The 22799-nt window shown below is 37.0% G+C and carries 24 protein-coding genes and 1 pseudogene; 14 read left to right on the top strand and 11 right to left on the bottom strand.

Annotated features, from left to right (window positions below):
• Nucleotides 1–83: 83 nt before the first annotated feature.
• Nucleotides 84–239 (top strand): annotated as a pseudogene (locus tag JFU23_RS12650) (IS4 family transposase); the annotation flags it as partial.
• A gap of 147 nt (nt 240–386) precedes the next feature.
• On the opposite strand, the gene JFU23_RS12645 reads toward JFU23_RS12650, so the two are convergent.
• From JFU23_RS12645 to JFU23_RS12635, 3 genes are all read right to left on the bottom strand, one after another.
• Entirely contained in the window at nt 387–1634 is a 1248-nt protein-coding gene (locus tag JFU23_RS12645) for an MFS transporter (RefSeq protein WP_201032012.1), read from the bottom strand.
• Between the two features lie 330 nt (nt 1635–1964).
• Nucleotides 1965–2441, bottom strand: a complete 477-nt coding sequence (locus JFU23_RS12640; protein WP_002191058.1) for a GyrI-like domain-containing protein — start codon at nt 2439–2441, stop codon at nt 1965–1967.
• 178 nt (nt 2442–2619) lie between these two features.
• Nucleotides 2620–3609, bottom strand: a complete 990-nt coding sequence (locus JFU23_RS12635; RefSeq protein ID WP_012261913.1) for an NAD(P)/FAD-dependent oxidoreductase — start codon at nt 3607–3609, stop codon at nt 2620–2622.
• A gap of 463 nt (nt 3610–4072) precedes the next feature.
• Here JFU23_RS12635 and JFU23_RS12630 point away from each other — a divergent pair, with 463 nt between their 5' ends.
• From JFU23_RS12630 to pepA, 5 genes are all read left to right on the top strand, one after another.
• Nucleotides 4073–5281, top strand: coding sequence for an NAD(P)/FAD-dependent oxidoreductase (locus tag JFU23_RS12630; protein WP_002067919.1), 1209 nt, complete (start codon nt 4073–4075; stop codon nt 5279–5281).
• A 121-nt stretch (nt 5282–5402) separates the two neighbouring features.
• On the top strand, nt 5403–5909 hold the full coding sequence (locus JFU23_RS12625; protein ID WP_002015875.1) for an NUDIX hydrolase: 507 nt from the start codon (nt 5403–5405) through the stop codon (nt 5907–5909).
• Nucleotides 5906–6223, top strand: a complete 318-nt coding sequence (locus JFU23_RS12620) for a YuiB family protein (protein ID WP_002089308.1) — start codon at nt 5906–5908, stop codon at nt 6221–6223. The genes JFU23_RS12625 and JFU23_RS12620 overlap by 4 nt, the downstream gene beginning before the upstream one ends.
• Before the next feature lie 86 nt (nt 6224–6309).
• The gene (locus tag JFU23_RS12615) at nt 6310–6936 is read left to right on the top strand and encodes a 3D domain-containing protein (protein WP_085313020.1); all 627 of its coding nucleotides are present in this window, start codon (nt 6310–6312) and stop codon (nt 6934–6936) included.
• A gap of 205 nt (nt 6937–7141) precedes the next feature.
• Complete coding sequence (gene pepA / locus JFU23_RS12610) at nt 7142–8626, top strand: cytosol aminopeptidase (RefSeq protein WP_201032011.1); 1485 nt, start codon at nt 7142–7144, stop codon at nt 8624–8626.
• 168 nt (nt 8627–8794) lie between these two features.
• Here pepA and cdaS read toward each other — a convergent pair whose 3' ends face one another.
• Nucleotides 8795–9400 (bottom strand): sporulation-specific diadenylate cyclase CdaS, encoded by a 606-nt coding sequence (cdaS, locus tag JFU23_RS12605; RefSeq protein ID WP_002067925.1) that lies wholly within the window; start codon nt 9398–9400, stop codon nt 8795–8797.
• A 143-nt stretch (nt 9401–9543) separates the two neighbouring features.
• Between cdaS and JFU23_RS12600 the strand changes: the two genes are divergently transcribed.
• Nucleotides 9544–11268: a phospho-sugar mutase gene (locus JFU23_RS12600; protein WP_085312689.1), complete on the top strand. Its 1725-nt coding sequence runs from the start codon at nt 9544–9546 to the stop codon at nt 11266–11268.
• 152 nt (nt 11269–11420) lie between these two features.
• Nucleotides 11421–12308 carry a UTP--glucose-1-phosphate uridylyltransferase GalU gene (gene galU, locus JFU23_RS12595; RefSeq protein WP_002015869.1) on the top strand — a complete coding sequence of 296 codons (888 nt, stop codon included), beginning with the start codon at nt 11421–11423 and terminating at the stop codon, nt 12306–12308.
• A gap of 45 nt (nt 12309–12353) precedes the next feature.
• Here the strand turns inward: galU and JFU23_RS12590 are convergent, their stop codons facing one another.
• Nucleotides 12354–12947 (bottom strand): biotin transporter BioY, encoded by a 594-nt coding sequence (locus JFU23_RS12590; protein WP_201032010.1) that lies wholly within the window; start codon nt 12945–12947, stop codon nt 12354–12356.
• 50 nt (nt 12948–12997) lie between these two features.
• Complete coding sequence (locus JFU23_RS12585) at nt 12998–13741, bottom strand: DUF3298 and DUF4163 domain-containing protein (RefSeq protein ID WP_002089296.1); 744 nt, start codon at nt 13739–13741, stop codon at nt 12998–13000.
• 95 nt (nt 13742–13836) lie between these two features.
• Here JFU23_RS12585 and JFU23_RS12580 point away from each other — a divergent pair, with 95 nt between their 5' ends.
• On the top strand, nt 13837–14220 hold the full coding sequence (locus JFU23_RS12580) for a hotdog fold thioesterase (protein WP_201032009.1): 384 nt from the start codon (nt 13837–13839) through the stop codon (nt 14218–14220).
• 36 nt (nt 14221–14256) lie between these two features.
• Here the strand turns inward: JFU23_RS12580 and JFU23_RS12575 are convergent, their stop codons facing one another.
• Both JFU23_RS12575 and JFU23_RS12570 read right to left on the bottom strand, forming a co-directional pair.
• Entirely contained in the window at nt 14257–15633 is a 1377-nt protein-coding gene (locus JFU23_RS12575) for a glycine--tRNA ligase (RefSeq protein WP_201032008.1), read from the bottom strand.
• Nucleotides 15634–15978: 345 nt separating this feature from the next.
• Nucleotides 15979–16692, bottom strand: a complete 714-nt coding sequence (locus tag JFU23_RS12570; RefSeq protein WP_002067938.1) for a DNA alkylation repair protein — start codon at nt 16690–16692, stop codon at nt 15979–15981.
• 118 nt (nt 16693–16810) lie between these two features.
• On the opposite strand from JFU23_RS12570, the gene JFU23_RS12565 reads away from it, so the two are divergent.
• Nucleotides 16811–17278 carry a hypothetical protein gene (locus JFU23_RS12565; protein ID WP_002034556.1) on the top strand — a complete coding sequence of 156 codons (468 nt, stop codon included), beginning with the start codon at nt 16811–16813 and terminating at the stop codon, nt 17276–17278.
• 103 nt (nt 17279–17381) lie between these two features.
• Here the strand turns inward: JFU23_RS12565 and JFU23_RS12560 are convergent, their stop codons facing one another.
• Complete coding sequence (locus JFU23_RS12560) at nt 17382–18707, bottom strand: ArsB/NhaD family transporter (RefSeq protein WP_078185140.1); 1326 nt, start codon at nt 18705–18707, stop codon at nt 17382–17384.
• 290 nt (nt 18708–18997) lie between these two features.
• On the opposite strand from JFU23_RS12560, the gene kapD reads away from it, so the two are divergent.
• On the top strand, nt 18998–19621 hold the full coding sequence (gene kapD / locus JFU23_RS12555; protein ID WP_063218136.1) for a 3'-5' exonuclease KapD: 624 nt from the start codon (nt 18998–19000) through the stop codon (nt 19619–19621).
• 40 nt (nt 19622–19661) lie between these two features.
• Here the strand turns inward: kapD and kapB are convergent, their stop codons facing one another.
• Complete coding sequence (gene kapB / locus JFU23_RS12550; RefSeq protein ID WP_201032007.1) at nt 19662–20045, bottom strand: kinase-associated lipoprotein KapB; 384 nt, start codon at nt 20043–20045, stop codon at nt 19662–19664.
• 173 nt (nt 20046–20218) lie between these two features.
• Here kapB and JFU23_RS12545 point away from each other — a divergent pair, with 173 nt between their 5' ends.
• Nucleotides 20219–20395, top strand: a complete 177-nt coding sequence (locus JFU23_RS12545; RefSeq protein WP_000982764.1) for a hypothetical protein — start codon at nt 20219–20221, stop codon at nt 20393–20395.
• Between the two features lie 68 nt (nt 20396–20463).
• Nucleotides 20464–21003, top strand: a complete 540-nt coding sequence (locus JFU23_RS12540) for a superoxide dismutase family protein (protein ID WP_201032006.1) — start codon at nt 20464–20466, stop codon at nt 21001–21003.
• Nucleotides 21004–21120: 117 nt separating this feature from the next.
• Here the strand turns inward: JFU23_RS12540 and JFU23_RS12535 are convergent, their stop codons facing one another.
• Nucleotides 21121–22272, bottom strand: coding sequence for a MalY/PatB family protein (locus JFU23_RS12535; RefSeq protein WP_201032005.1), 1152 nt, complete (start codon nt 22270–22272; stop codon nt 21121–21123).
• A gap of 117 nt (nt 22273–22389) precedes the next feature.
• On the opposite strand from JFU23_RS12535, the gene JFU23_RS12530 reads away from it, so the two are divergent.
• Nucleotides 22390–22641 (top strand): YugE family protein, encoded by a 252-nt coding sequence (locus JFU23_RS12530; protein ID WP_002015854.1) that lies wholly within the window; start codon nt 22390–22392, stop codon nt 22639–22641.
• The last annotated feature ends 158 nt before the right edge of the window (nt 22642–22799 follow it).

Below are 22799 nucleotides of genomic sequence, written 5' to 3'. Positions count from 1 at the left end.
GGGGTATTTGGCTTGCATTCTAATTGGCTTAAAATCTCTGGCATTTAATCAATTATAACTCTAAAAAACATTTGACTAATCGTAAGAAAAACACCCAAGAGCTATCAAAGGTGTTACTTCGCCTGTTCAATCTCCTACAGCAAAACGGGCGGAAATCTCATCGATATGAGAAAAAAACGGTCTTTGATATATTAGGTGTCGTTTACAATTTTACCCTGTCTGATAATCAAGCCGCTTAATTCAAAAAAGTGAAACCCGCTAGGGTTTATTTCGTATGCAAATCTTTCAATCAACTACACTTGCCCTTTAGAAAAAAGAAACAATCTCGTCTAAAATTGACTTTGCATAAGCTTAGCTTGATAGCGATGTGGTGCTACCCCAAGTAGCTAATCGAACTTTCTTACAACTGGAACACGAATTGCTACAAATAGTACAAAGACGATAACAGCGATTGCACCGCTTTTCATAACCGTTACAATTGGAATGCCGATTCCAAGTGCAAGCGATGTAAATGCGTAAGAGAGCGGAATGAATCCCATCGATGAAAGCATGAGTAAACTCATAACGCGCCCCATCATCTCTTCTTTTACTGTTGATTGAATCATTGCCATAAGTGGAACGATAGCCATCGCAATTGTAATACCGTAAAACATTCCAGCTAATAACGCTTGCCAAAGTACGGTGCTAAAGTTAATGGCTAGGAAGAATATACCAGACAGTAGCATCATGATAATACAAAATAGACCACGTCTGCGGTTAATGTTTTTTAATCCGACAATGACAGCTCCTATTGCCATCCCGCCGCCAACAGACGCTTCTAAGTAACTAAACTGAAGTGAATCACCGTGCAGAACGTTTTTGACGAAGAGCGGGAAGCCTACTTGCATTGGGCCGATTAAAAATAAGTTTAAAAAGGCGCTACATATGAGGAAAGTTGAAAGAAATGGTGATTCTTTTACATATAAAATTCCCTCTTTAATAGAAGTAAACATGCCTTTATCTGTTTCATTTTTTTCGGGTACTGTAAATTGTATTTTTTGAACGAGTATCGCAGCGATAATGAGTAGCAGGATTGTAATTGAAAAAATCGTTTCATAGTTCGTAAATTTAATGAGAATACCGCCAAGTACAGGGCCCAAGATGACCGATCCTTGGTTTGTCATTTGAGTAAGTGAATTTGCTTGTGTTAAACGGCTCTTTTCTACAAGTTCAGGCAGAATAGATCCATCTGCTGACCAGAAGAAAGCGTCAGCAAGTCCGAAGAACAATGCGAATAAAGCAAATGTATATAGTGTTACATCACCGACGATGAACCAGGTGAGAATGGTTGCGACAAGAATAGCGCGAATAATATTAGAGTAAAACATAATATTTTTTTTCGGGAATTTATCAGCTAATGCTCCGCCGATAATCATAAAGATGAGTCTTGGAACACTAAGAGCCACGAAAACAATACCGAGTGAAGCCTCAAGGTTTAATGTTTTTGCTATGTACCATGTTTGTGAAAAAGTAAAAAAGGCTAAAGCAAAACTTGAAAAGAGAGTAGCTGCCCAAAGAAAAAGGAAGTTCGTATTTTTTAATAACGGTTTTCCGCTTCCTTCTAAAGCAGATTTATTTTGTTGTAGTTCCTCCATATTGCTTCCTTTCTATGTACCAAATTTAGACTGAAAAACCTATTAACAATCGTTTTATCCCGCTATTGGCGGGCAGTAAAACTCCCACCTCAAAATTGGGCTAGGGCAAAGAAGTTAGGCGGGAGTCGGGCTGCCCGTAAACGCCCGATTGGTGAAGGCTAATATTCAGTGGGGGATGAACAAAAACCCCCACTGAGTATAGTTTCACTTTATACAGTTTCTAATATTTCTATACTGCACTTTCTCATTGTAGACAATAATAATGAATTTGCACAGTGGCTATTTAACGACAAAAAAGAAGATACCAAAGGGTATCTTCTTTTTTGTCATTCACGCTAAAGCAATATAAATATCCACTTGTACGTTATTTGGATCTACTGCATTTTCGTCATAAAGCTCAAAGTCTGTTGTAAAAGCACGTTTGTTTTCTTTCGACCATTGCCAAATATATTCCCAAGTTTCACAAATGACTTCAGACACAGGACCTTTTCTCGTTGTAAATACCGCATACGTTGCGGCAGGTATTGTTAAGGCTGTCATATTTTCAGGAACGTCTTCTAATGAAGAAACAGGCATGCCAATAGTAAATTGATATGTACCAGTTTCATCTGATTCGTAGTTTGAGTAGAAAGCGAATGTTTCTTTTGTTTGTTGATTTGGGATGTGATGCATGATTTGTTCTTGGAAGTATTGGTTCCAAAGTTGTGGGATTTTTCCTTCAGTAGATGCCTCTTTTTCATTTGTCGTCGTAATAGAAACGCCGATTGCTTGGAAAGCTTCTTTCTTAATGATAATAGGTTCTTTCATTATAAAATTCCCCTCCATTGAATGAAACGTACGTTCTATTTTATTGTAACATATTTTAGGAGTATGTGGTATTTTTTTCTAAGGTACATAGCTGTGAAGAAAGAGAGGTAATTTGGATTAGGGATCTTTATAACAAAAGAACTCCTTTCATGTAAAAGGAGTTCTTTTCATTTCTATATTAAAACATGCTTGAGCTATGCATTGGTTGAAGTTTTGCGTTTGGATCGAAGTAAGCTTTTGCATTGTTTACTGCTGTCGGTGCTTCACCAAAGCCGCAAGCAATGAGTTTTACTTTTCCTTCATATGTACAAATGTCACCAGCAGCGTAAATGCCAGGAATATTTGTTTCCATTTTTGAGTTCACGAGGATGCTGTTCTTTTGAATATCTAAGCCCCAATTTTTAATTGGACCAAGTGAAGAAACGAAGCCGTAGTTTACGATTACGTCATCAACATCGATGATAATTTTTTCTTCTGTTTTTACGTGCTGAAGAACAACTTGTTCAATAGTATCATCACCGATAAGTTCAACTGGAACGTAAGGTGTGCTTACTTCTGCACGGGAATTCATTAAGCTTTCTACGCTATGTTCATGTGCGCGGAATTTATCGCGGCGATGAGCAATTGTAACTTTGTCCGCAATCGGTTCTAACATCATTGTCCAATCTACTGCTGAGTCACCACCGCCGAATACAACGACGCGTCTTCCAGCAAATTTATTCATATCATCAACGAAATAATGTAAGTTTTTCTTTTCATATTTTGCTGTGCCTTCTAATTCTAAGCGGCGTGGTTGGAAAGCACCATTACCAGCAGTAATAATGACAGATTTAGAGTAGTGAGTTTGTTTATTTGTAACAAGCTTAAATATACCGTCAGCTTGTTTTTCAAGAGTATCAACAGCTTCTTCTAAGCAAACGGTTGGATCGAACTTTTTCATTTGTTCTTTTAAGTTATCAACTAGCTCTTGTGCGCGCACTTTTGGGAATCCAGCTACATCATAAATATATTTTTCGGGATATAGTGCGGATAATTGCCCTCCAAGTTGAGGTAAGCTTTCAATAATTTTTACACTTGCTTGTCTCATTCCGCCATAAAATGCGGTGAATAGTCCTGTTGGGCCACCACCAATAATCGTTATGTCGTAAACTTTTTGATTTTCTGTCATTTTCATTCCCCCTATAGATGATGGAATTTTAATATTGATTTCATATATTGTTCATATGTACATGAAAATCCTGCAAATGATGACACTTTCAAATAAATGATAGCATATTTCAGTTAATAATACTTCTGGAAACGACTGAATAATAAGTAAGTTTGCGTATAGATGTTTTAGAATCGTATAAAATACAACGGAAGGAAAATACATGAAAAAAAGGCTAAAAAACCCTTGAAAACGCTATGTTATTTTAAAATATCGATAATTCTCTAGGTGCTTGAATTATGGAATGAAACCGACTAATATAGGGAAGTATTATGTTAAATTTCTATGACAAATTTCGTACGATTTTTTGACTGCGTTTTGTTATGATATAGAATGTGATAAATTCCACATTCTTGACAAATAGAGTTTTTAGTACTTGGTATTATTTTTATTACTATTATATAAAGAAAAGGGTTGTGATTTAGTGAAGACTCCAAAAATCGTAGTTTTAGGTGCAGGTTATGGCGGGATGATTACGACTGTTCGTCTGCAAAAAACATTATCTGTAAGTGAAGCTGAAATTACGTTAGTAAATAACAACAGCTATCACTACCAAGCAACTTGGTTACATGAGAGTGCAGCTGGTACATTACAAGATGATAAAATCTGTCTAGATATTCAAGACGTTATCGATACAAATAAAGTGAACTTTGTACAAGATACAGTAGTAGAGATTAAAGCTGCTGAAAAACGTATTATCTTAAAAGATGGTGAATTAGAGTATGATTACTTAGTAATCGGTCTTGGTTTCGAATCAGAAACGTTCGGAATTAAAGGATTAAAAGAGCATGCATTCTCAATCACTAACATTAATGCAACTCGTCAAATTCGTGAGCATATGGAAGAAAAATTCGCTCAATATGCGACTGAAAAACGTGATGAGTTAGTAACAATCGTTGTTGGTGGCGCTGGATTTACTGGTATCGAGTACGTAGGTGAGCTTGCAAACCGTATTCCTGAACTTTGCAAAGAGTACGATGTTCCACGTGAAAAAGCACGTATCATCTGTGTAGAAGCTGCTCCAACAGCACTTCCTGGTTTCGATCCAGCATTAGTAGAGTACGCTGTAAAACAACTTGAGAAAAAAGGTGTAGAATTCCGCATCGGTACAGCAATTAAGGAAGCAACTGAAGAAGGTATTATCGTTGCCAACGGTGATGATGCTGAGCTTCTTAAATCTGAAACTGTAGTTTGGGCTGCAGGTGTTCGTGGTAATGGTATTGTGGAAGAGTCTGGATTTGAAGCAATGCGCGGACGTATTAAAGTGGATGAGTACATGCACGCTCCAGGTCATGAAGATGTATTCATGGTTGGTGATGCAGCGTTAATCATCAACGAAGAGATTAACCGTCCATACCCACCAACAGCACAGATTGCAATTCAAGAAGGTTATAATATTGCACACAATTTAACTGTGTTAGTTCGCGGCAAAGGTGAAATGAAAAAGTTCGCATTTGATAATAAAGGATCTGTATGTTCATTAGGTCATGACGATGCAATGGGCGTTGTTATGGGTAAAAAGTTAACAGGTTGGAAAGCTTCATTCATGAAGAAAGTAATCGACAACCGTTACTTATTCTTACTAGGCGGACCTTTATTAGTTCTTAAAAAAGGTAAATTGAAGTTCTTTTAATATATAGTAGAAAAAGCAGAAACGGCTATGAGCTGTTTCTGCTTTTTTCGTATTGAAAATATAGTATAATATATAAAAAAAGAAAGAATATTCTGTTCGTTTTGATGGAGGAGGTTATATCATGGGGAAGCGAGGGAAAGTGTGGTTAGCTGTCAGTGGCTTAGTAGCTACAGAAGATGGGAGATGGCTATTCGTTAAGAAAAAATACGGTGGATTGAAAGGGCAATGGTCTTTACCTGCTGGTTTTGTTAATGAAGGCGAGACTGTTGATGAGGCTGTGAAACGTGAAATTTTGGAAGAGACAGGCATTGTTGCTCATGTAAAGGGGATTATTGGTATTCGCTCAGGTGTTATTCATAATGAAATTAGTGATAATATGATTATTTTTCTTCTAGAGCCAGAGGGAGAAGACGTTATCGTACAGGAGAAAGAATTGTCGGAAGTAGCTTTTTTACATCCAGAAAATATTGCAGATGATCAAAATACTTCTGTACTCATCAAATATTTATTAGAAGGAAGAGCAGAGTCGCATTTTGAAATGGACAAAACATTAAATCCAGGAGAGCAATTTGGTTATACGGCTTATCATGTGTTTACGGCGTATGCGAAGGAGAGGGAGAAGAAGTGAGTATACCGGTACTACTTATTTCAATGATGTTGTTCTTTATTTTATTTTTTGGAATTGGATTTTTACTCAACATGATTTTGCGAGCTACGTGGGTAATGGTTATTGTATATCCGATTATTTGTATGCTTATTATTAATAAAGCGAGTGTATGGGACTATTTTTCAAAGCCAAAAGAAACATTTTCTTCATTTGGGACAAGTGTATCGCATTTAGGACACGCAGATGTGTTTATTCTATCTACTGGATTAGTAGGTGCTGCTTTAGCGGGAATCATAATTAAAAAACTTCGAAAAAGTGGATATCAAATGTTTTAATCTCCAATCAATTTGGAGATTATTTTTTTGCATATTCCTTCATCGTATAGGGAATGATTAACGATGAAGGAGTGTGGAATATAAAAATGTTAAAACGATATTGTATTCGCATTATGATGACTTGTTTACTTGCATTCGCATTATGCGTAACATGGCAGGCTTTCACAGGAGTTTCTTTAGTAGAGATTATAAAATCATATGAAGGAACAAGTGTAAAAGAAGTACATGCAGCAGAAATTGAGAAAAAAGTTGCTCCGAGTAAAGAAGTGATAAATGCTTTAGAGCAGGCAAATGACTGGTCTAAATATCGTGTTATAGAAATGACTGCAACTGGTTATACATCAGGTATAGAGTCGACTGGAAAGAGGCCGGGGCATCCAGAGTATGGCATTACATATTCAGGTGTTAAAGCAAAAAGGGATTTATATTCCACAATCGCTGCCGATTTACGCGTATTCCCGCTTGGGACAATTCTATTCGTGCCAGGTTACGGATATGGTGTTGTAGCTGATAAGGGCGGTGCTATAAAAGGAAATCGTCTCGATTTATATTATGATACGGTGAAAGATGTTTATAGCCAATGGGGTAAGAAAAAAGTAAATGTGTATATAGTGAAAATAGGAAATGGCAAGTTTTCGGAAGAAGAGTTAACGATGTTAAATCAAGACGAAACGATGCAAGTGTTTCGTGGACAATATTTAAAACAAAGATAGTCTAGTGGCAATAACGCTAGACTTTTTTCTTGTCTTATTTCACCATAGAAGATATTGGAGATAGCATCTTTATCCTGCTATTTGCGGCCGGTAAAACCCCCACTGATTAAAGTTTCACTTTATATGAAATGACAGAATTTAGAATTGTCGCATTTTATCGAAAATAAAGTTATAATGGACGTAGAGAAATTTAGGGGGTCTGAACATGTTTCAAGTACAAAAAGAATTAGTAAGTCATGAAGCGGTAATTGTTGCCTTATTTGAAGAAGATAAAAAGAGTAGCTTTGTACAAGAACTGGATAAAGCGTTTGAAGGACAATTACAAGTTTTATTAGAAGAAAAAGAACTTTCAACTAAGAAGAAAGCCATTTCAAAAGTACATAGCTTAGGAAAAACAAATGTTAAACGTTATTATTTTGTTGGTTTAGGTAAGAAAGAGTCATATACAACGGAAACGTTACGTGCTGCTCTTGGTAAGGCGTTTAAAGCGTTACAAGCAGCAAAAGTACAAGATGCAGCAATCTTACTTGATTCTTTCGTGACAGATAAATTAGATGCGATTGATGTAGCTCATATTGCGGCAGAAGTACAAGGTCTTGGTACATATGAATTACAAACGTATAAAGCAGATAAAAAGGATCGTGTAGAATTAGAGAAGTTTACGGCTATTACAGCAGAAGATACACAAGAAATTGAAGCAGCATTAACGGTAGGATACGTACATGGACGTGCAACGAATTCAGCTCGTACGCTTGTAAATATGCCGCCAAACGTATTAACAGCGACAAAGCTTGCTGAGTATGCAGTTGAATTAGCAGAAAAATACGATATGGATTATAAGGTTCTTGAGAAAGAAGAGATGGAAGAGCTTGGTATGGGTGCATTACTTGCAGTAAACCAAGGATCTACTGAACCGCCAAAAATGATCGCTCTTATTTATAAAGGAAAAGAAGAGTGGAAAGATGTAATTGGATTTGTTGGAAAAGGGATTACATATGATACAGGCGGTTATTCTTTAAAACCACGTGAAGGCATGGTTGGTATGAAAGGTGATATGGGCGGAGCTGCAGCTGTTCTTGGCGCGATGGAGATCATCGGTGAACTTCGCCCAGAGCAAAATGTAATTGCTGTTATTCCATCAACTGACAACGTTGTAAGTGGTACAGCATTTAAGCCAGATGATGTTATTACATCTATGAGCGGAAAAACAATTGAAGTATTAAATACAGATGCAGAAGGTCGCCTAGCGTTAGCTGACGGTATTACGTATGCGAAGAAACTTGGCGCAAATTACTTAGTTGATGTTGCAACATTAACAGGCGGTGTAATTGTTGCACTTGGAAATCATACAACAGGCGCGATGACAAATAATGAAGAGTTGTTTGAACAAGTGTTAGAGGCTTCTATGGAAACGGATGAGCCAATTTGGCGATTGCCGATTTTTGAACGTGATAAAGAACGTGTCAAAAACAGTAAATTTGCTGATTTAAATAACTCACCAGGCCGTGAAGGACATGCGGTTATGGCTGGGACATTCCTTGGTGAATTTGCAGAAGAAACACCATGGGTACACTTAGACATCGCTGGAACATCTGAAACATCAGGAGCACATGATTTAGGACCATCTGGAGCAACAGGTGCAATGGTGCGTACACTTGCAACACTTGTTGAGCGTTTCGGAGAAGAATAATTTTTGAAGAAAAGGCTGTCTCAAATTTTTGGGATAGCCTTTTCTTATTGATATGGTATGACTATTGTAAGTTTTTGTCGGTAAGGCGATATATTTGGAGTTACGGTTAATATAATTTCATTTACTATTTTACCGTTTCAAAAAGTGCTACATAGTGAAAGATTCGTCCTATAAAGAAATCGTATATAACGTCCCGCCTAAAGCGAATGAAGTACGCCCTGTTTCCTCAGATACAACTAATATAAGTGCATCAATTTTCTCGGATAAGCCAATTGCAGCCCTATGACGTGTTCCTAGCTCAGGATTGATTTCCATGCTTTTTGTTAATGGGAGAATATTAGCTGCTGAGACAATATGATTATTTTTAATGAGAACGGCTCCGTCATGAAGAGGGTTCCCTGGATAAAAAATCGATTCAAGTAGTGGCGCGGTTAAGTGTGCGTTTAATGTCGTTCCAGTTTGAATGAAAGAATCAAGAGCGTCACTTCGTTCCACAATAATAAGAGCACCGTGTTTTCGAGCGCTTAAATGTTGGACAGCTGTAGTGATGAAATGTGAACTTTCCGTATAAGGTGATAAATATGCTTGAATATAATATGTAGCTGCTAACGTCTGTACGTTTGTTAACATATGATGAATATCTTCCATTTTACATAAAATACATTCATCTTCTTTATCGATTGCATGCTTCATGTTTGATAATTCTTTTTCAGCAATTTCAATCATCTGCTTTGTTTTTATTTTGAGCTCTTCTGACAAGCCCCATTCTTGCATAATCCTCATTCCCTTTGGTGGAGTATTTAACCATAGTGTATACAAATATTTATAGTAAAATCCTGCTAGATTTTAAAAAATATTGAGATTCAGGTTGTTTTTTTCATATAATGAAGGTACGACAGGCGAGAGGAGATGGAAGTATGAATTGGAAACAAGAATTTAGTCGCTGGCTTTCATATGCAGAATTAGACGCAGAATTAAAAGAACAGCTAGAAAACATGAAGCAAGATGAGAAGAAAATCGAGGATAGCTTTTATAAAAATCTAGAGTTCGGCACAGGTGGTATGCGTGGTGAACTTGGTGCTGGTACGAACCGTTTAAATGTATATACAGTTCGTAAAGCAACAAAAGGATTAGCTATGTTTATTGAAAACTTAGGTGAAGAAGCGAAAAAACGCGGTGTTGTTGTCGCGTATGATTCTCGTCATAAATCACCTGAATTCGCAATGGAAGTAGCAGCTACTCTTGGTGCACACGGTATTACAACATATGTATTTGAAAGCTTACGTCCAACACCAGTGCTTTCTTTCGCAGTTCGTCATTTACATACAGCAAGTGGAATCGTTCTTACGGCAAGCCATAATCCGCCCGAATATAACGGTTATAAAGTATATGGTGAAGATGGTGGCCAGTTGCCTCCAAAAGAAGCTGATGAGTTAATTAGCTACGTAAATGCAGTAGAGAATGAATTAACAGTTGAAGTTGCTGATGTTGAGCAATTAAAAGCTGACGGTTTATTACATATAATTGGACAAGAAGTAGATGATGCTTATGCAGCAGAATTGAACAATGTCATTATTAATAAAGAGATGGTGAAAGAAGTAGGAAAAGATTTAAAAATCGTCTTTACACCATTGCATGGAACATCAAATATTTCGGTACGCCGTGGTTTAGAAGAAGTTGGATTTACAGATGTAACTGTTGTAAAAGAGCAAGAGTTACCAGATCCAAACTTCTCTACAGTAAAATCACCAAACCCAGAAGAGCATGCAGCGTTTGAGTATGCAATTCGCGACGGTGAAAAAGTAGGCGCAGACGTGCTAATCGCAACAGATCCTGATGCAGACCGTCTAGGTATAGCGGTTCGCAATCACGATGGTGAGTTCCAAGTGTTAACTGGTAACCAAACAGGTGCGTTAATGCTTGATTACTTATTATCACAAAAGAAGGAAAACGGAACGCTTCCAGAAAACGGTGTTGTTTTAAAAACAATCGTAACGTCTGAAATTGGCCGTACAATCGCAAAAGCATACGGTTTAGATACAGTTGATACGTTAACTGGATTTAAATTTATCGGTGAAAAAATTAAACAGTATGAAGAAAGCGGACAATATGAATTCCAATTCGGTTATGAGGAAAGCTACGGTTATTTAATCCGTCCATTCTGCCGTGATAAAGATGCAGTTCAATCCGTCCTATTTGCATGTGAAGTAGCTGCATACTACAAATCACAAGGTAAAACGTTATACGATGGTCTGTTAGAAGTATTTAAGAAGTACGGTTTCTTCCGTGAAGACCTTGTATCGTTAACGTTAAAAGGAAAAGATGGTGCCGAACAGATTCAAAAGATGATGGCAACATTCCGCGGGAATCCTCCGAAAGAAGTAGCTGGTTTAACAGTTGCTGCAGTTGAGGATTATAAAGAAAGCATCATTACAACGTTACAAGATGGAAATAAGGAAGAGATTCACTTACCGAAATCAAATGTGTTAAAATATCAATTAGAAGATGGTTCTTGGTTCTGCTTACGTCCATCTGGAACAGAGCCGAAAATTAAATTCTACTTTGGTGTACAAGATGATTCCTTACAAAATAGTGAACAAAAGTTACTTACTATTAAAGAAGATATTATGAATCGTTTATAATAGAATAGAATGCTACTGATAGGAAAAGAGGAGAACGGAGAACGGCCTCCTCTTTTCTTGTAGTTTTGTTTGATGTAGAGGATTATTACGAGCGAGTGTTAGAAATTAACACTTTACTAAGAGAATTAGAATGAAAAGCGAGGGTATTTGTCATGAAAAAAGTGAGAAAAGCAATTATCCCGGCAGCGGGATTGGGAACACGCTTTTTACCAGCAACGAAAGCAATGCCAAAAGAAATGCTTCCAATTGTAGATAAACCAACAATTCAATACATCGTAGAAGAAGCAGTAAAATCAGGCATCGAAGATATTATTATCGTTACTGGTAAAGGAAAGCGCTCTATCGAAGATCATTTTGATAACGCATTTGAATTAGAGCAAAACTTATTAGAGAAGAAAAAGTATGAGTTACTTGAAAAAGTACAAGCTTCTTCTAAAATGGTAGATATCCACTACATTCGACAAAAAGAACCAAAAGGATTAGGACATGCTGTTTGGTGCGCACGTAAATTCATTGGTGATGAGCCGTTTGCAGTATTATTAGGCGATGATATCGTTCAAGCTGAAAAACCATGTTTACGTCAATTAATGGACGAGTATGACAAAACACTTTCTTCTGTTATTGGTGTACAAACTGTTCCTGAAGCAGAAACACATCGCTACGGAATTATCGATCCGTTAGAGCAAGAGGGACGTCGTTACCAAGTTCGTAAATTCGTTGAAAAACCAGCGCAAGGTACTGCGCCTTCAAACTTAGCGATTATGGGACGTTACATTTTAACTCCTGAAATCTTTATGTTCTTGGAACAGCAACAAGTTGGAGCGGGTGGCGAAATTCAGTTAACGGATGCAATTCAAAGCTTAAATGAAATTCAACGTGTATTTGCATATGATTTTGAAGGAAAGCGTTATGACGTTGGTGAAAAATTAGGATTCGTTCAAACGACAATTGAAATGGCATTGCAGCACCCAGAATTACGTGATGATATGCTAGTAATGATGAAGAAAGTTTTAGACGAGCAAATGAAGCAAGAGTCTTAATATAATAAACAAGGAGCTGTTCCTATAGGAACAGCTCCTTGTTTATTATGAAATCGTCGAATGAGAATGCTGATAAGCGGAACGACGTACAGCATAGTATATGCGAGGTGCGATAATAGCGCCGATAATTGTAAACGCGATATCCTTTACTGCGAACCACATCATAATCATCCAGGCAGCTTTATAACTCATATTACCACCCATGAAAATATTGACTGCCCCGTACATATAAGTAGTACCGATAATATAAGTTAAAATGATTCCTGTGAAAGAAGCGATAGCAAATGTACTGAATGTTGGTCGTTCTTTTTGTTCTACTAGTTTTCCTGATACGTAAGCAACGATAATAAATGCGATAATAAAACCACCAGTAGGATCTAAAAGTGCCCCGAATCCAGCTTTGAAGTTAGCGAAGATTGGTGCGCCGGCTACTCCAACAAGCATGTAAACAGTCATTGATAATGCCCCAAGTCTACTTCCAAGAAGAAGACCTGCTAAAATTGCGAAAAATGGTTGCATAGATAATGGAACGCCCGCTATTTGTAAGAATGGTGCCCACGATACAATATTTGCACCAATAGCCATAAGAGCGACGAACATGGCAGCTAATGCTAAATCTAAAACATGAAGCTTCTTCATAATGTTAACCTCCAGTTGTGTTTAGGTTAACAATATCGTAGCGAAAATATTTACTTGTTGTCAATCAAAATATTTTGATAAGAAGGCTTTAAATAGTCTCTAAGCAATGTGTATGGAATACGAAACTGCGGAATTCCGCTTGAATAAGGAGCAATTTCATATAAAGGGAAATAAATCACAAGATTATCCGGTTCTAAAAAGTAGTGAAACTTTTTAGTGCTCGTTACTTTTTCGACTGCATCAGGAAAATAAATGCTTTCATTTTGTTTAATTTGTCTTACAATTTCTGTACGAATTATTTCTTTATATTTATCCTCTTGTTGAAATAAATCGTCTAAGTGTAATAATTTTTTTTCATTTAAATCAAATGTATTTGCCTTCCACGTATACAGTCCGTGCGCTCCGCCTGTATATTGATAGTAATTCACATATAGGCTGAGGAAAGGTGGTTTGTTTAAAGCTACTTTATAGTCAACATTTGCAACGTATGGATGAAAAGGTGTGCTAGATCCTTCTGTTTCCTCATAATATTTCTTCGCTTCTTTTTCTAATTTACTTTTAAATTTAGTAGTAGAGTTTTTGTAATAGGAATTCAGCTTATTTTGAAATTTCGAATCAGAAAAGTTGTGAAAGGAAGGCCTATTAATTTGATATTCTATATAAGGTTTCTTACCTTTTTGCGTTACAGTCTTAACATTGATTGTCAGGTTAGATGCTTTGGCTGCTATTGCACAATTTGGTACAATAGTCAGCAAGGAGAACATAAGCAATAGTATACAAAATTTCTGTTTCATTTAGGTGAAACCTCCTTATATAAGTGTTATAGGTAGTTTGAAATTAAACAGGTAAAATTATACATTTGATCTAAAGTGGGAGAGGTTGAAACGATATGTCAAAAACTTTAATGGATTCGCTTGGAATTGAGTTGTTAGAAATGACAGAGGATAAAGTAGTTGCTACAATGCCTGTTGATGAACGCACGCATCAGCCGTTTGGATTTTTACACGGTGGTGCATCTGTTGCATTAGCAGAAACTGTGGCAAGCGTTGGCTCATACAATTTAATTGATCAAGAAAAATGTATTTGTTTCGGATTAGAAATTAATGCAAATCATATTCGTTCAAAGAAAGATGGAATTGTAACAGCGATTGGAACACCGATACATAGAGGTCATTCAACGATGGTTTGGGATATTCGCATCATTGATGAAAATGATGAGTTACTATGTATATCAAGATGTACAGTAGCAATTAAAGAAAAACGTGAAAAGTAAAAAGAGGCGGCTCAATAGAGCGCCTCTTTTTTATAATTAGAACTGGATTTTTTTCTCTAAGAAACCTTTTAGTTCGCTAATTGGCATACGAACTTGTTCCATTGTGTCACGGTCACGTACTGTAACAGCTTTGTCTTCAACAGAGTCGAAGTCGTATGTGATACAGAATGGAGTACCGATTTCGTCTTGACGACGGTAACGTTTGCCGATAGAACCAGTTTCATCAAAGTCTACCATGAAGTCTTTAGCTAGTTCTGCGAATACTTCAGTAGCACCTTCAGATAGCTTTTTAGATAATGGTAAGATAGCTGCTTTATATGGTGCTAAAGCAGGGTGGAAACGAAGAACTGTACGAGAATCGTTTTCTAATTGCTCTTCTTCATATGCATCACATAAGAATGCTAATGTTACACGGTCTGCACCTAGAGATGGTTCGATGCAGTAAGGCACATAACGCTCATTCGTTTGTGGATCGATATAGTTAAAGTCTTCGTTAGAGTGTTCCATATGACGTTTTAAATCGAAGTCTGTACGAGATGCAACGCCCCATAGTTCGCCCCAACCGAATGGGAATCTGAATTCAATATCAGTTGTTGCGTTACTGTAATGAGATAATTCGTCTTCACCGTGGTCACGAAGACGCATGCTTTCTTCAGTCATACCAAGTGAAAGTAACCAGTTTTTACAAGTTTCACGCCAGAATGCGAACCACTCTAAATCTTCACCAGGCTTACAGAAGAATTCAAGTTCCATTTGTTCGAATTCACGTGTACGGAATGTGAAGTTACCAGGTGTGATTTCGTTACGGAAACTTTTACCGATTTGGCCGATACCAAATGGAAGTTTCTTACGCATAGAGCGTTGTACGTTTTTAAAGTTTACGAAAATACCTTGTGCTGTTTCAGGACGAAGGAAGATTTCGTTTGTGCTAGACTCTGTAACACCTTGGAATGTTTTGAACATTAAGTTGAACTGACGGATTTCCGTGAATTCTTGGCTACCGCAATCTGGGCATTTTACTTCATGTTCTTTCATTAAGTCAGCCATTTGGTCGAAAGTAAGACCGTCAACGACCATTTCGATACCTTTTGCGTCTAATGCATCTTCAATTAATTTGTCAGCACGGTGACGAGCTTTACATTTTTTACAGTCGATCATTGGATCATTAAAGTTACCAACGTGACCAGAAGCGATCCAAGTTTTTGGGTTCATTAAAATAGCAGCATCTAAACCAACGTTGTGTGGAGATTCTTGAATGAATTTTTTCCACCAAGCTTTTTTGATGTTATTTTTTAATTCGATTCCAAGTGGACCGTAATCCCATGTGTTTGCAAGACCACCGTAAATTTCAGAACCAGGGAAAACGAAACCGCGATGTTTCGCTAAGTTTACAACTTGTTCCATTGAATACATAATAAAATCCTCCTTTTGAAAGTTAACGTATTTGCGATGACGTGATGGGTACTTTGGAAACGAGCAATATATGCTTTAAAAAACATAAAAAAACGCTCATCCCAAGGCTTAATCGCCTAGGGACGAGCGTTTGCCCGCGGTTCCACCCTAGTTGATACACAAAATGTGCATCCACTTTATCACGTATTGCTCGAGACTGCCGTTTCCTCGCAGCTTCAGGCTTTCACTATCCCTGAATCGCTTTTTATGCAAGTACTTATAAGTCCGTCATCGCTACTTATATTAATAATAATGAACATATTTTAACACGTTCTTTTTTAAATCTCAATAGAGGAACGTGCCCATCTAGGATAGAGTTTCGCCTATTTTTTCGTTATTTATTCCGTAATTTTGCTTAATGTGCTTAATTGCTTCGCGTTTACTTAATGGAGCGAGTTCGTTGTTTTGAACGTATTCCCATACCACATCTGGTTTTGTTTTTGCATATTCGCGAAGGACCCAGCCGATTGCTTTTTGAATGAAAAATTCTTTTGAGGAATGTAGTTGTCCGATAATCCAGAAAAGGAGTTCTTCATCCATTTTTTGTTTATATTTCAGCTGGAATAAAATAGCGGCACGTTGTAACCATATGTTTTCTGATGCAATCCACTTTGGAATATATGCAGAAATTAATTCTGGATGTTTTAAAAAGATAGCACCTAAAAATGTAGGGACGATGCTATCAACAGAATCCCACCAAGATTTTGTGACAATAAGTTCTTCTAAAAATGGGATGTGAGTTTCGTTTATGTGTTTTTTATATTTTTGCATGATATCGAGTGCGGCAGCTTGAAATTCACGTTCTGGTAGGTCCCAAAGTTCACGCACGATAATTTGGAAGTCCTTTTTATCTGGGAGAGTATGTATTTGAATGACGTCTTTCAATAACTGTCTTCTCTCAGGAGTTTGAATACCGAGAAACGGGAAGTGATTTTTCATATAACGTGCCATCGGTTCTGCTTTTTCGGGATTTTGATGAGCTGTAAAATGCTCTTGTAATGCCTTTACAAATGGATGCATAGGTATGTGCTCCTCTCTCATTATCTTTCTCTTCTTATTATACAAAGAGTTTGGTTAAATTTTAAAACATAACTTGCACTGTAATGAAATATGTTGAGAAGAGAGAGGAGAGGATAAGATGGAAGATCAAGGCGTACTAGCAGGTTTCTTTGCTCTTAGTTTTGCGTTTATGCTTGTTATAATAATTTGGGCAATTATTTCGTATTTGTTAACGGCTTTTGCACTTTATACGATGGCGAAAAATGATGGTGCAACTGATGGTGTTCTTGCTTTTATTCCGTTTATAAATAGTAAGATATGGGGTGATTTAGCGAAAGATAAATTACCAGATTTCTTGAAAGAAGAAGCAGGGTGGAAAGTATTTGGCATATATGTTGGATGCTTCATCTTTAATTTCGTACCAATTCTATATATATTAGCAACAGCTGTATCACTTGTACTGTCTATTTATCTTATCTATGCTATTTTGGATAGATACGGAACGAATTCCATACTATTTACGATCATTCATACAATCACATTTTCGGTTTTCTTGCCGATTCATTTGTTCATTATTCGGAATGAGCCGGTTAGGTATAACGAGTAGGCGTATCAAAGTTGCCCTGCGGTCGATATATTTGGTTCTATAATAATTCGGATATGCTGAAAAAAGAACGAAAGCGCCCTGCTGAGCAGGGCGCTTTTTTCTACTACATAAGATAGCGTAAGTAAATGTAAATATGAGAAATGATTAATGAAACGATCATAATTGGGAAGCCGACTTTAAGGAATTCCATGTAGCTGAATTTATGTCCTTCACGACTTGCGATACCAGCTACGATTACGTTAGCAGAAGCCCCGATTAATGTTCCGTTTCCACCTAAGCAAGCACCTAATGCTAATGCCCACCATAGTACGTCGACTTGTGCGTCAGAAGGTGATAAACCTAGCCCAACTGCCATATCGTTAATAAGTGGAATCATTGTTGCAACGAATGGAATGTTATCGATTGTTGCAGAGGCGATACCAGATACCCATAGAATAAGGATAGATGCCTGAGAAATATCTCCGCCTGTTATTCCAATTACTTTTTGAGCTAACATTTTGATAAGCCCGATATCGATAAGTCCTCCAACGAGTACGAATAGTCCCGCGAAGAAGAAGATTGTTACCCACTCTACACTTGCGAATACCTCTTCAATTTCATGCTCTTTCACACCGATTAGCATAAGTACAGTAGCGCCAGTTAAGGCGATAATTGCTGCATCAATATGGAAAATAGAATGAGTCATGAAGCCTACAATAGTAAGGCCAAGTACTGTTAAAGATTTCTTCATTAATACTGGGTCTTTAATGTATTGTTTTTCATCTAAGCTCATTAACTTTTTAATTTGTACAGGATCAGCAATTAATTGCTTACGGTACATGAAGTAAAGCATTGTTGCCGTAACAGCAATAATGATAATTACGATAGGTGCTAAGTTGAATAAGAAAGCATTGAAATCTAAATGCTTATTTGCAGAACCAATCATAATATTTGGCGGATCACCAATTAATGTTGCTGTTCCTCCGATATTTGAAAAAATAATTTCAGAAAGTAAATATGGAACAGGATTTACTTGCAAGATGCGCGTAATAGATAAAGTAACTGGAACAACAAGAAGTACTGTTGTAACGTTATCTAAAAATGCGGAGCCAAGCGCGGTAAGTAAGGAAAGTGAAATTAAAATTTTAATTGGATTTCCTTGTGCTCCTTTTGCGGCTTTAATGGCAACGTATTGGAAGACACCTGACTTACTTGTAATGTTTACCAGTATCATCATACCGATGAGTAATGTAATTGTTCCCCATTCAATATGTTTCGTAAAGGCATTGTGTAAGTCAACGACCCCTGCAATTACCATGAATGCTGCACCAAGAAGTGCGATGACAGCACGGTTAATTTTTTCAGAAATAATAATGGCATATGTAATTAAAAAGACTGCGATAGCGAAATAATACTGCCAGTTTGCGAGCTCTTGCGTTGTTTCGTGCAAAACTCTCATCTCCTTTCATTCACTTTTCTTAGTGTGTCAAAAAATTAACTAGATGAAACACACATAACGTCATTATAAAGTAGAAAAATAGCGGATGTAAATGAAAGGGTTTATTTTGTCATATTTTCTGCATAGGTCATTTTTTCTTATTTTTAAAAATATTTGTGGGCATCTGACATATATATAAGATACATCCAATCTGAATATTTAAAATCGAATCAGCATTCGAGCTTGTTCGTGTAGGAGTGTCAAATAGAAAGGAATGACAAATATGATAAGGAAGGGATCGTATGGATGAACAACGATTTTTGTTTTTAGACTTTGAGTTTACGATGCCCCAGCATAGAAAAAAGCCAAAAGGTTTTTTCCCAGAAATTATTGAGGTCGGACTCGTTTCAGTTGTTGGTTGTAAGGTGGAAGATACGTATTCATCGCATATTAGACCGAAAACATTTCCGTCTTTAACGGATCGATGTAAAAAATTTTTAGGAATTAAACAGGAAGTAGTGGACAAAGGAATTTCTTTTCATGAACTTGTTGAGAAACTTGCAGAATATGAAAAGATTGGTAAACCGACAATTGTAACGTGGGGAAATATGGATATGAAAGTCTTAAAGCATAACTGTGAAATGGCAGGAGTAGAATTTCCATTCTTTGGACAGTGTCGTGATTTATCGCTTGAGTATAAGAAGTTTTTTGGAGAGAGAAATCAAACAGGGCTGTGGAAAGCAATTGAGGCGTATGGAAAAGCAGGAACAGGAAAGCATCATTGTGCGCTTGATGATGCGATGACGACATATAATATTTTTAAGTTAGTAGAAAAAGATAAAGAGTATTTAGTCAAACCAGCACCTCCGACATTAGGGGAACTTGTTGATTTTTCGAAAGTGTTAAAGAAAGTGAGTACACAGTAACGACCAAATTGCAAAATATGTAATTTGGTCGTTTTGTTTTTTAAAGTTTGTAATCTTGCTTCAATTGCTGAAGTGTTTCTAGACTACGCCCCGCAAAAGGTGAATCATCTTCAGAAAATGAATTCATTTGAGTTTCTAATGCTAATTTTAGTGACTCTGTATAATCCGGAATTTCTCCTTCATATTTCTTCACCATTTGCTCTGGAATGTTCGTCTGTTCACGAAAAGCTAAAGCACGTCTTTCATGGAAGAATGGTACGTCAGCTTGTTTTACATTATGTAAATCACCTTGCACTGGATGTTTTAAAACAGCTAGTACTTTTACGATGTAACTGCCAGGACGGCTATTTGTAATTTCGCCGATGTATTTTCCAGTTTTATAAATACCAGTAACGATTTCACCAATTTCAAATGTTTCTCTCATATTTTTCACCTCAAGTTTATAGTAAGGAAAGTGCGCGAAGGAGTCAAAGAAATCATTCGCTTTCGGAACGCCCCCTTGAGAATATGACAGGCTTCAATTATAATTTAAGATGATAAAACAGAAAATTCCGATGTTTATTCTTACTATAAATTTCCCGATAAGGAGTGTTTCATATGATGCCTTTATATTTTCCTGAAGATAAAACGGAGTATATTATTCCAGGTATTGTTTGCGTTCTATTTATCATCGGTGCGGTCGCTACGTGGCGTATGTTTATTCGTGTATCAAAACGAGAAGCAGAGCGATTACAGAAAGTAGAAGAAAAGCTTTTAGCTGAAAAGAAACGGTAATTCATTTTTGTATGTTTCCCTCTATGCTCGGACAATCTAAGGGCAGAAAGCATTTTGGAGGGAATTGAATGAAAAGACGGCTTTTTTTCAGTTGTTGTTTATTATTTCTAATGGTGGGTTGTGACCAAGGGAAGCCGAAAGAAATTGATGTGAAATTACATAATGCTTCAGGTGATGAAGTTGGGACTGCAAAAGTAGCTCAGCAAACAAGTGGAGTGAAAATTACGATTAAAGCGGAAGGCTTTACACCAGGACCACACGGTATACATGTACACGAAATCGGAGAATGTAAAGCGCCTAGTTTCGAATCATCTGGGAATCATTTTAATCCAGATAATAAAAAACATGGGCTCTTGAATCCGAAAGGTGCGGAAAATGGTGATTTACCGAATGTAGTGGCGGATGGTTCTGGAAAGATTAAAGCAGAAATCGATGCTCCGCATATAACGCTTGAAGAAGGAAAAACGACGATTCATAGAAAAGATGGAGCGTCTATTATTATTACAGAAAACGCTGATGATGGTATGACGCAACCAACTGGTAAATCTGGTGGCCGAATTGCTTGCGGTGTTATCGTAAAAAAAGCGTCGGATCTGAAGAAAAAATAGAAGCTACCGTGAATGATAGCTTTTGTTGTAAAACCGCATGATAGTAAGTGGAATTATATCGATTTACCGAAAAAAGGAGGCTATCCCAATATCATTTTGGGATAGCCTCCTTTTTTATTATGAGAATGTATGGTGTAGTCTGTTTAAAATCTCTTCTAAAACAGATCTAGGACAGCCAATGTTAATTCGGATATGGGCTTCCCCGCCTGTTCCGTATTTCTCACCGGGCTCAATGATGATTTTACCTTTCTCTTCAAGCAATGCTGTTCGTTCATCTTGAGAAAGATCCAAGTGGGAACAATCAATCCACAGTAAAAAACTACCTTCTGGTTTAATTACAGAAAGAGCTGGTATGTGATTTTGAATATACTTACAAGCAAATTGAGCGTTATCTTCAACATACAATCGAATTTCATTTAGCCAATCATTACATTCTGTATAGGCACTTTGCATTGCTGTATAAGCAAATGTATTTAATCCGTGGAATCCTTGTCTATATTGGATAGACATAAAGGCATTACGGAGATTTTCATTCGGAATAATAATGATCGATGCTTGTAATCCAGCGATATTAAATGTTTTGCTCGGAGCCATACAAGTAATAGTGCGTGCTGCTAATTCTTCAGATAAAGAAGCAAACGGTGTATGAGTATGGCCTCTATAAATAATATCGGCGTGAATTTCATCCGCGACAACGGTTACATTATATTGCGTACATAACGCACCGAGTTTTGTTAGCTCCTCTTTCGTCCAAACGCGCCCGATAGGATTGTGAGGGCTGCAAAGAAGCATTAGTTTTACACCTTGTTTAAATTGAGTTTCTAGATGCTCGAAGTCTATCTTATATATGCCATTTTGTTTAAATAAGGGACTCTCACATAATTGTCTATTATTTGTTTTGACCATTTCAAAAAATGGTGGATAAATAGGAGGTTGTACGAGTACGGCTTCTCCTTCTTTCGTTATAGCTTGTATGCTCGTACTAAGAGCTGGAACGATACCTGCGCTAAATACAATCCATTCTTTTTGTATTTCCCAATTGTATTGGCTTTTCGTCCAATTACAAATGATATCCCCAATATTTTCAGGAGGAAGTGTATAACCGAAAATAGGATGTTCTGTGCGTTTTTGTAATGCAGTTTGAATTGGTTTTGGTACTTCAAAATCCATATCGGCAATCCAAGCGTGGATGAGCTCTTCATTTTTATATGTATCCCATTTTGTACTATGCGTTCCGCGACGATTTACCGTTTTATGAAATAGTTGCATATGTTTGCTCCTTTCTTCTGTCAAACTGTTAAGTTATGAAAATTCTCACTCTTCTTATAGAATAGCTGATGTGATACGATAAAGAAAAGCATTAAAAAGTGAAAAGGCGGGAAGCAGATGGGTGCATATGACAAAATGATTGAGGTTGTGAAAAATTGGGATCCGTTTCAAATGGGACCGGAGTTTTATGAAACAGAAGCGAGCGATGTTGTAAACGTCGTAAGTGTGTTTGATGATCCGAAATACATCGCAAAGAAGATTCAACATATATACTTTATGTCTTTTGAAGAAGTACCTGCACTTGAAAAATGCGAAAAATTAGCAGTAGAGTTACTCGTACTAAAAGAAGGCGGAAGTTGTTCGTTATAGGCTGTCGGAATTTACGACAGCCTTTTTGTTTATTTTCATTTGTGCTGATTGATTAAAGCTTCACTTTATCCCGTTTTAACGGGCAGTAAGACTCTCGCCTCAAAATTCGGTTGAAGCAAAGAGGTTAGGCGAGAAATCAAACTGCCCGTAAAAACCCG

This window comes from Bacillus sp. TH50, from assembly GCF_016650565.1.
Classification (GTDB): domain Bacteria; phylum Bacillota; class Bacilli; order Bacillales; family Bacillaceae_G; genus Bacillus_A; species Bacillus_A mycoides.
The sequence above is the reverse complement of the archived record's forward strand: the minus strand, read 5'-3'. Positions and strand labels throughout refer to the sequence as shown.

Excerpts from the sequence above, each read along its gene's own strand:
- JFU23_RS12585 (WP_002089296.1), bottom strand. The coding sequence starts at position 13,741 with ATGAAACAGAAATTTTGTATACTATTGCTTATGTTCTCCTTGCTGACT.
- JFU23_RS12635 (WP_012261913.1), bottom strand. The coding sequence starts at position 3,609 with ATGACAGAAAATCAAAAAGTTTACGACATAACGATTATTGGTGGTGGC.
- JFU23_RS12570 (WP_002067938.1), bottom strand. The coding sequence starts at position 16,692 with ATGCATCCATTTGTAAAGGCATTACAAGAGCATTTTACAGCTCATCAA.
- JFU23_RS12600 (WP_085312689.1), top strand. The coding sequence starts at position 9,544 with ATGAATTGGAAACAAGAATTTAGTCGCTGGCTTTCATATGCAGAATTA.
- cdaS (WP_002067925.1), bottom strand. The coding sequence starts at position 9,400 with ATGCAAGAATGGGGCTTGTCAGAAGAGCTCAAAATAAAAACAAAGCAG.
- JFU23_RS12540 (WP_201032006.1), top strand. The coding sequence starts at position 20,464 with ATGAAAAGACGGCTTTTTTTCAGTTGTTGTTTATTATTTCTAATGGTG.
- JFU23_RS12565 (WP_002034556.1), top strand. The coding sequence starts at position 16,811 with ATGGAAGATCAAGGCGTACTAGCAGGTTTCTTTGCTCTTAGTTTTGCG.
- JFU23_RS12640 (WP_002191058.1), bottom strand. The coding sequence starts at position 2,441 with ATGAAAGAACCTATTATCATTAAGAAAGAAGCTTTCCAAGCAATCGGC.
- pepA (WP_201032011.1), top strand. The coding sequence starts at position 7,142 with ATGTTTCAAGTACAAAAAGAATTAGTAAGTCATGAAGCGGTAATTGTT.
- JFU23_RS12625 (WP_002015875.1), top strand. The coding sequence starts at position 5,403 with ATGGGGAAGCGAGGGAAAGTGTGGTTAGCTGTCAGTGGCTTAGTAGCT.
- JFU23_RS12615 (WP_085313020.1), top strand. The coding sequence starts at position 6,310 with ATGTTAAAACGATATTGTATTCGCATTATGATGACTTGTTTACTTGCA.
- JFU23_RS12535 (WP_201032005.1), bottom strand. The coding sequence starts at position 22,272 with ATGCAACTATTTCATAAAACGGTAAATCGTCGCGGAACGCATAGTACA.
- galU (WP_002015869.1), top strand. The coding sequence starts at position 11,421 with ATGAAAAAAGTGAGAAAAGCAATTATCCCGGCAGCGGGATTGGGAACA.
- kapB (WP_201032007.1), bottom strand. The coding sequence starts at position 20,045 with ATGAGAGAAACATTTGAAATTGGTGAAATCGTTACTGGTATTTATAAA.
- JFU23_RS12580 (WP_201032009.1), top strand. The coding sequence starts at position 13,837 with ATGTCAAAAACTTTAATGGATTCGCTTGGAATTGAGTTGTTAGAAATG.
- JFU23_RS12575 (WP_201032008.1), bottom strand. The coding sequence starts at position 15,633 with ATGTATTCAATGGAACAAGTTGTAAACTTAGCGAAACATCGCGGTTTC.
- kapD (WP_063218136.1), top strand. The coding sequence starts at position 18,998 with ATGGATGAACAACGATTTTTGTTTTTAGACTTTGAGTTTACGATGCCC.
- JFU23_RS12530 (WP_002015854.1), top strand. The coding sequence starts at position 22,390 with ATGGGTGCATATGACAAAATGATTGAGGTTGTGAAAAATTGGGATCCG.
- JFU23_RS12590 (WP_201032010.1), bottom strand. The coding sequence starts at position 12,947 with ATGAAGAAGCTTCATGTTTTAGATTTAGCATTAGCTGCCATGTTCGTC.
- JFU23_RS12545 (WP_000982764.1), top strand. The coding sequence starts at position 20,219 with ATGATGCCTTTATATTTTCCTGAAGATAAAACGGAGTATATTATTCCA.
- JFU23_RS12645 (WP_201032012.1), bottom strand. The coding sequence starts at position 1,634 with ATGGAGGAACTACAACAAAATAAATCTGCTTTAGAAGGAAGCGGAAAA.